Annotated in this window: 10 protein-coding genes and 1 pseudogene; 7 read left to right on the top strand and 4 right to left on the bottom strand. The window is 67.0% G+C overall.

Translation table 11 applies throughout. The annotated features are described in order from the left end of the window. The 6 genes from AX750_RS06120 to AX750_RS06095 all read left to right on the top strand — a co-directional run. The coding region (locus AX750_RS06120) for an MBL fold metallo-hydrolase (protein ID WP_156462431.1) at positions 1–800 on the top strand (800 nt) is incomplete at its 5' end. Positions 801–817: 17 nt separating this feature from the next. After that, positions 818–1,135 carry a sulfite-sensing transcriptional repressor BigR gene (gene bigR, locus AX750_RS06115; RefSeq protein WP_067253767.1) on the top strand — a complete coding sequence of 106 codons (318 nt, stop codon included), beginning with the start codon at positions 818–820 and terminating at the stop codon, positions 1,133–1,135. After that, on the top strand, positions 1,132–1,539 hold the full coding sequence (locus tag AX750_RS06110; RefSeq protein ID WP_067253764.1) for a YeeE/YedE family protein: 408 nt from the start codon (positions 1,132–1,134) through the stop codon (positions 1,537–1,539). The genes bigR and AX750_RS06110 overlap by 4 nt, the downstream gene beginning before the upstream one ends. Then, complete coding sequence (locus AX750_RS06105) at positions 1,536–1,973, top strand: YeeE/YedE family protein (RefSeq protein WP_067253761.1); 438 nt, start codon at positions 1,536–1,538, stop codon at positions 1,971–1,973. Before AX750_RS06110 ends, AX750_RS06105 begins: the two co-directional genes overlap by 4 nt. A 9-nt stretch (positions 1,974–1,982) precedes the next feature. Then, entirely contained in the window at positions 1,983–2,291 is a 309-nt protein-coding gene (locus AX750_RS06100) for a DUF2892 domain-containing protein (RefSeq protein WP_245282321.1), read from the top strand. Between the two features lie 28 nt (positions 2,292–2,319). Further along, positions 2,320–3,114, top strand: coding sequence for a sulfite exporter TauE/SafE family protein (locus AX750_RS06095; RefSeq protein ID WP_067253754.1), 795 nt, complete (start codon positions 2,320–2,322; stop codon positions 3,112–3,114). Between the two features lie 19 nt (positions 3,115–3,133). Here the strand turns inward: AX750_RS06095 and AX750_RS06090 are convergent, their stop codons facing one another. The 3 genes from AX750_RS06090 to AX750_RS06080 are packed head-to-tail and all read right to left on the bottom strand — an operon-like array spanning position 3,134 to position 5,024. After that, positions 3,134–4,204, bottom strand: a complete 1,071-nt coding sequence (locus AX750_RS06090; protein ID WP_067253751.1) for a YeeE/YedE family protein — start codon at positions 4,202–4,204, stop codon at positions 3,134–3,136. A 35-nt stretch (positions 4,205–4,239) separates the two neighbouring features. After that, on the bottom strand, positions 4,240–4,617 hold the full coding sequence (locus AX750_RS06085) for a metalloregulator ArsR/SmtB family transcription factor (RefSeq protein WP_067253749.1): 378 nt from the start codon (positions 4,615–4,617) through the stop codon (positions 4,240–4,242). Between the two features lie 2 nt (positions 4,618–4,619). Beyond that, positions 4,620–5,024, bottom strand: a complete 405-nt coding sequence (locus AX750_RS06080) for a hypothetical protein (protein WP_067253746.1) — start codon at positions 5,022–5,024, stop codon at positions 4,620–4,622. Positions 5,025–5,098: 74 nt separating this feature from the next. Between AX750_RS06080 and AX750_RS06075 the strand changes: the two genes are divergently transcribed. Then, the gene (locus AX750_RS06075; protein ID WP_067253742.1) at positions 5,099–5,668 is read left to right on the top strand and encodes a thioredoxin family protein; all 570 of its coding nucleotides are present in this window, start codon (positions 5,099–5,101) and stop codon (positions 5,666–5,668) included. A gap of 5 nt (positions 5,669–5,673) precedes the next feature. Here AX750_RS06075 and AX750_RS26800 read toward each other — a convergent pair. Beyond that, a pseudogene (locus tag AX750_RS26800) lies at positions 5,674–5,780 on the bottom strand (sulfur oxidation c-type cytochrome SoxX); the annotation flags it as partial.

Raw genomic sequence — 5,780 nt, 5'->3', positions numbered from 1 at the left:
CGACGCATTGCTGCGCGATCATCGACCCGGTGCATGATTTCGACGAGAAGTCGGGTGCGACTCGGACGACGCATGCCGATGCGATCCTCGCCTTTGTGGCCGAACAGGGCCTGACGGTCGAGTGGATCCTCGACACCCACCCCCATGCCGACCATTTCTCGGCGGCCCAATACCTCAAGCAGAAGACGGGTGCGCCCATGGCAATCGGCGCCCGCGTGACAGAGATCCAGACATTGTGGCGGCGTCTCTACAACTGGCCCGCCCTGGAGACGGACGGCTCGCAATGGGACCGGCTGTTCGAGGCGGGAGATCGGTTCAAGCTCGGCAGTCTCGCCGGGCGCGTGCTCTTCTCGCCGGGGCACACGCTGGCCTCCGTGACTTATGTCATCGGCGACGCCGCCTTCGTTCACGATACCATTTTCATGCCCGATTCCGGCACGGCGCGAGCGGATTTTCCCGGCGGCAGTGCAAAAGCGCTCTGGGCCTCCATCCAGGACATCCTGGCGTTACTCGACGATACGCGGCTGTTCACCGGGCATGATTACGAGCCGAACGGGCGCCATGCGCGCTGGGAGAGCACGGTCGGCGAGCAGAAGGCCAGCAATGGCCATCTCGTCGACATGACGCAGGAGCGCTTCATCGCGCTGCGCGAGGCCCGCGACGCGACGTTGCCCATGCCCAAGCTGATCCTGCCCTCGCTCCAGATCAATCTGCGCGGCGGCCGCCTGCCGGAGCCGGAGAATGACGGGCGGCGCTATCTCAAGATCCCGCTCAACGCTCTGCCGGGGGCGGTCTGGTGAGCGGCGCGCCGTCACCGATGGAGGCCGACGCCCGTCACGCGATGGCGGCGCGCGCCGAGGAGGTCGCTGCCCTGCTGAAGGTGATGGCTCACCCCGTCCGCCTGATGCTCGCCTGCAAGCTTGCGGAAGGGGAGTATTCCGTCGGCGAACTGGAGAGCCTGCTCGACATTCACCAGCCGACGCTGTCGCAGCAGCTCGGCATTCTCAGGGAGACCGACATCGCCGAGACCCGCCGCGACGGCAAACAGATCTTCTACCGCCTGACGCAGCAGAAGGCCGCGCAGCTGATCGCGGCGCTGTACGATATTTTCTGTCAGAAGGACGATGTTTCATGAGCGCCTATTGGCCTTCGCTGTTCGGCGGCATGGTGCTCGGCCTCTCGGCCGGGATGCTGCTGCTGCTCAACGGTCGCATCGCCGGTATCAGCGGCATCGTCGGGCGCCTGCTCGGCGGTCTTCAGGCCTGGGTCAACGGCGCCTTCGTCGCCGGGCTTCTCGCCGGTCCCGCGATTTATGCCACGATCCATGGCGCGCTCCCGGCCATGACGGTTTCTGCGTCCTGGCCCGTGATCATCGTCGCGGGGCTTCTGGTCGGCATCGGAACCCGGATGGGTTCGGGCTGCACCTCCGGTCACGGTATTCTCGGCCTGGCGCGTCTGTCGAAACGCTCGATGGTCGCCACGCTGAGCTTCCTCGGCGCCGGAGTGGCGACGGCCACTCTTTCGGGGATGCTGTCATGAGCCCGCTCGCCATCGCCCGCATCACCGTGGCGCTCCTGTCGGGTTCGCTCTTCGGCTACGGCCTGTCGCTTTCGGGCATGGTCGATCCGGCCCGCGTGCTGGGCTTCCTCGACATCGCCAGCGGACGGTGGGACCCGAGCCTGATGTTCGTACTGGGCGGGGCGGTCTGCATCGCCTTCATCGCCGTCACGATCCAGCGGCGCCTGCAGCGGCCGGTTTTCGACACGCAGTTCCAGATCCCTGAGCGGACCGACATCGATGCCCGCCTGATCGGCGGTTCGGTGCTGTTCGGCATCGGCTGGGGGCTGGCCGGTTTTTGCCCCGGTCCGGCGCTGTCGGCCCTGACGACGGGACTGACACCGGTCCTGCTGTTCATCGTGGCGATGATCGCGGGCATGCTCCTGCATGACCGCGTTCTGGCGAGGGCTGCCTAGGCGTCGCAGGTGCCGCTGAACAGCCCCATTGACGTTTTTAAATGCAAATATTCGCATGTTTCGAGTTTTGGATTCATCACCGGAGAGACAGTTATGACCAATGTAGGCGCACTCGATCGCACCCTTCGATTCCTCCTGGGAGCGCTGCTCGTCGCCGCCGTCTTCGTTCCACCTTTCGCCGGGATGGTCGCGTCTTGGGGAGCCTGGAAATGCGCGCTGACGGTCTGGGGTGTGGCGATGCTGGCGACGGCGGCCTTCCGGTTCTGCCCGGCCTATACGTTGCTGGGCATCCGGACCTGTCCGGTGGCCAAGTCCTGATGCGACCGCTGAAGCAGGCGGCGCCGTCATGATCGCGGGTGCCGATCTGGCCTCTGTCGGCTCGGGCTCGCTGGTGGGCTTCGTTCTGGGACTGATCGGAGGCGGCGGCTCGATCCTGGCCGTGCCGCTGCTGGTCTATGCCGTGGGCGTGGCCTCGCCGCATGTCGCGATCGGCACCAGCGCCGTCGCGGTCGCGCTCAGCGCCTTCGCCAATCTGCTCGGCCATGCCCGCGCCGGCCATGTCCGCTGGCCCTGTGCGCTGGTGTTCTCGACCGCGGGGATCGCGGGAGCCGCCGCCGGGTCGGCCATCGGCAAGCGCTTCGATGGTCAGAAGCTGTTGCTGCTGTTCGGCGTGCTGATGATCGTGATCGCGGCGATGATGCTGGTGCGCAAAGCGGGCGACGGCTCAGGTTTCAGGCCGCTCGGACGGGCAACCGCGTCGACGCTGTTGCCGCGCCTGCTTGGAATGGGTGGGCTTGTCGGCGCGATGTCCGGCTTCTTCGGCATCGGCGGCGGCTTTCTGATCGTGCCGGGGTTGATGGGCGCCGCGCGCATGCCGATGATCATGGCCATCGGCTCGTCGCTGGTCGCGGTCACCGCCTTCGGTGCGACAACCGCCGCCTCCTATGCGCTGTCGGGCCTTGTCGACTGGCGCATCGCCATCCTGTTCGTCGCGGGTGGCGTCGCCGGTGGTCTTGGCGGCACGTTGCTGGCCCGGCACCTCTCGCGCCACAAAACGATGCTGTCGCGGGTCTTCGCCGCGATCGTCGCCATCGTCGGGGTTTACGTGGTCCTTCGCGGCTATACGGCCGTCTTGGGCTGAGGCAGAACAAGGGCAGCCGTCAGTTCCGGAAGATCTGGCGGATCGAGCCTTCCAGCAGGAAGGCGATGCCCATTCGCGCACCGACCATCATGCCGAAGATCGCGAGCGGCCAGGACAGGGCCATCATCGAGCCGGCCGTGATACCCTGACCGATGGTGCAGCCTCCGGCGAGGATGCCGCCGCCGCCCATCATCACCGCACCGACCAGATGGCGACGCATCTCGTGATGGTCGTCGAAAGCCTCCCAGCGCAGCTCGCGATCCATCAGCGCCGACAGGAATGATCCGAGCACCACGCCGATCACCGAGCCGATGCCGAAATCCAGCAGGCCTTCGGGCGTCGTCAGGACCGCATAGAGCGCCCGACCGACCGGCGACACGAAGGTCAAGCTCTGGGGCCGGGAAGAGATCGCGAATTCGTCGATCGCCACCCCGGTCGCCCACCAGCCTGCCACGACGCCGAGGCCCAGCGTCACGCCCGCGAGCAGCAGACGGGGCGAGCGCCGCAACCGTCCGTCGAGCGCCACGGCCAGAACGAGAACGGAGGCCGCAGCGAGGGCGATGACCAGCCGCAGATCGCCGAAACCCCACCAGGCCAGAACGGAGGAGAGGTCGCCCTGCACCGCGCCGGGAACACCGATCGCCACCGCCTCCAGCCCGTCGATCCGCAGGGGCGCGAGTATGCCGCGCAGAGTCGCATAGGCGGCCGCGCCGAATACCATCATCACGATCAGGCTGCGCAGGTCGCCGGTCCCGAGCCGCACCAGCGATCCGAAGCCGCAGGTGCCGACCAGAGCCATGCCCACGCCGAACAGCGTCGAGCCGACCAGGATCGCAAACCAGGGCATGGCGCTGGGAACATAGGTCGAAAGGGCGGGGTTCAGCACGCCGCCCCAGACCATCGCCTGGGTGCCGAGGAGGGCGACGCCGAGCGCAAGGCCGAAGATGCGGATCCGGCGGGTGTCGCCGCCGAGCCAGACATCCTCGATCGCGCCGAAGGAGCACAGGCGCCCCCGCCTCGCCGTGAAACCGCAGGCCGCGCCGATGGCGATGCCCGCGAGCGCGATCGACCAGGCCGGCAGCGGCGCCATGCCTCAGATCGAAACCAGGGAAAGGCGCTCCGGCATCACTCGACGGCCGGCGTCGCCGGCGGGCCACAGAAGATGTCGTAGATCACCGCAATCATCCGGCGGACATCGTCATTGGCCAGGCTGTAATAGACCGCCTTGCCATCGCGGCGGGTGGTTACGAGCTGGTCGAGGCGCAGCCGCGCCAGTTGCTGCGAGACCATGGGCTGGCGCAGCGAGAGGATGTTCTCGAGCTCAGTCACCGTGCGCTCGCGCTCGGCCAGCAGGCAGAGCAGGAGGAGACGGTTCTCATGCGACAGCGCCTTGAGAAAGTCGCTCGCCTTGCGGGCCTTGCGCATCAGCAGGTCGAGTTCGGCCGAGAACTCCTCGCCGTCACGCAACTCGGCTTCGAGGGCCTTTGATACGATCGCGCTCATGGTCAATCCAATTTCGCGGCGGCGCCGCTGCGGTGAATAGGGCCTGGCATGTCAGCAAGCATCTTGCCAAGCAATCCCCAGAAGGCGTCGTCGCCCTGATAGCCGGTGATCCGGCCTGCTTCCTGTCCATCCTCGATCAGCACGAAGGTCGGCGCGGCGATGACGGGCGCGGCGAGCCCGGCGAGGGTGGATCCGCCGGGCCTGAGCGCGACGCGGCGCAGCGGCGCCCGCTTGCCTTCGTCGGTCAGATGGTAGGCGGGTGCGACCTCGCGTTCGAAGCGCGCGCACCAGGGACAGCCCTCGCGCGTGAACATGACGAGCTCCGCCGCGGCCACGGGCACCACGCCGGAGCCGAGGAGGGCGAGCAAAGCCAGGAGCGCCACTGTGCGGGAACGGATGAAACCCATTGCGGTAACATAGTCGTATTCGTATGTTTATTCCAGTCACGAACCGAAGGCTGCTTCGTGTCGGGAGTTTCGCCATGCAGACGCGCCGCACGATCCTCGCAGCCGGCCTCTGTGCCGCCTTTCCGGCGAGTGCCTCGGCGCGGGCCACGCTCGGCGAGGACGGGCTCTACAAGCTGGACTGGTATCTCGAAAGCTTCCTGGATCTGGCCGACGACCTTGCGGCGGCTACCGCCGCCGGGAAGCGCTTCGCTATCCTCTGGGGGTTGAAGGGCTGCCCGGCCTGCCGCCGGATGCACGAAGTCCATCTCGCCGACCCGGCGACGGAGCGCTACATCCGCGAGAATTTCGAGATCCTGCATCTCAACATTCTCGGCCAGCGCCCGGTCACCGATTTCGACGGCAGCAAGCCTGGCGAAAAGGCCTTCGCCGCGCGTTATGCGATCGAGGGCACGCCCTCGATCCAGTTCTTTCCCGAAACCGCCGAGGGGCTGGGCGCGAGGCCGACCGCGGCCCGCGAGGTCGCGCGGATGCCGGGCTTGCCCGATCCGCGCGAGTTTCTCGCCTGGTTCCGCTTCGTGCGCGAGAAGGGCTATGAGCGCGGGGCCTTCGCCGACTGGCCCGGGAAGAAGCCGGCCGGCGGCTGAAGCCCCTATTTGTTCACCGGCGACTCCGGATCGAACAGATAGGCCATCACGTCCTTGATCTGCTGCTCGTCGAGCACCTTGTTGGTGCCGAAGCGCGGCATGTTCGAGCAGG

Origin of the sequence: Methylobacterium sp. CCH7-A2, from assembly GCF_001557075.1 — a bacterium.
Lineage (GTDB): Bacteria > Pseudomonadota > Alphaproteobacteria > Rhizobiales > Beijerinckiaceae > Allobosea > Allobosea massiliensis.
The sequence above is the reverse complement of the archived record's forward strand: the minus strand, read 5'-3'. Positions and strand labels throughout refer to the sequence as shown.

Excerpts from the sequence above, each read along its gene's own strand:
- AX750_RS06075 (WP_067253742.1), top strand. The coding sequence starts at position 5,099 with ATGCAGACGCGCCGCACGATCCTCGCAGCCGGCCTCTGTGCCGCCTTT.
- AX750_RS06085 (WP_067253749.1), bottom strand. The coding sequence starts at position 4,617 with ATGAGCGCGATCGTATCAAAGGCCCTCGAAGCCGAGTTGCGTGACGGC.
- AX750_RS06110 (WP_067253764.1), top strand. The coding sequence starts at position 1,132 with ATGAGCGCCTATTGGCCTTCGCTGTTCGGCGGCATGGTGCTCGGCCTC.
- AX750_RS06090 (WP_067253751.1), bottom strand. The coding sequence starts at position 4,204 with ATGGCGCCGCTGCCGGCCTGGTCGATCGCGCTCGCGGGCATCGCCATC.
- AX750_RS06080 (WP_067253746.1), bottom strand. The coding sequence starts at position 5,024 with ATGGGTTTCATCCGTTCCCGCACAGTGGCGCTCCTGGCTTTGCTCGCC.
- bigR (WP_067253767.1), top strand. The coding sequence starts at position 818 with ATGGAGGCCGACGCCCGTCACGCGATGGCGGCGCGCGCCGAGGAGGTC.
- AX750_RS06095 (WP_067253754.1), top strand. The coding sequence starts at position 2,320 with ATGATCGCGGGTGCCGATCTGGCCTCTGTCGGCTCGGGCTCGCTGGTG.
- AX750_RS06105 (WP_067253761.1), top strand. The coding sequence starts at position 1,536 with ATGAGCCCGCTCGCCATCGCCCGCATCACCGTGGCGCTCCTGTCGGGT.